General features: G+C 56.7%; 2 protein-coding genes. Both read right to left on the reverse strand.

The window, feature by feature from the left end; translation table 11 throughout:
• A partial coding sequence (locus AC1D0P_RS27620) for a cytochrome C oxidase subunit IV family protein (RefSeq protein ID WP_477679648.1) occupies window positions 1-227 on the reverse strand: 227 nt, incomplete at its 3' end.
• Between the two features lie 9 nt (window positions 228-236).
• Window positions 237-557 (reverse strand): cytochrome c oxidase subunit 3 (locus tag AC1D0P_RS27625; RefSeq protein WP_477679649.1); only part of this gene is annotated, 321 nt, incomplete at its 5' end.

The raw sequence follows: 557 nt of genomic DNA on the forward strand, positions 1-557 counted from the left end.
GCGTAGACCAGCGCAAGCCGCTCCCAGGCCATGTGCATGAAGACGGCGACGATGAGCCCCGCCTTCAGGATCATGAAGAGGATGATCAACGACCATCTCAGATAACCCTGGATGCCCAAATAGTCGACCATATAGGAACAGGTGCTGAGCACGAACAGCCAGCCCCAGACGACGAAATAGAGCTTGATCGGGTGCTGCTGGGTGGATTGCGTCGCTATTTGTGTCATCCGCTCACCTCACCAAAGATAGAAAAACGCGAAGATGAAGACCCAGACGAGATCGACGAAGTGCCAGTAAAGCCCGAGGATCTCGACGACCTCGTAATTGCCCTTGCGGCTGGTGAAAAATCCCCGTCGCTGCGTGTCGAAATCACCGCGCCAGACCTTGCGGGCGATGATGACAAGAAAGAGCACGCCGATCGACACATGGGTGCCGTGAAAGCCGGTGATCATGAAGAAGGACGAGCCGAACTGCACCGCTCCCCATGGATTGCCCCAGGGCCGCACCCCTTCCCCGATCAGCTTTGACCATTCGAACGCCTGCATGCCAACGAATGT

This window comes from Polaromonas sp. P1_G2, from assembly GCF_056405515.1.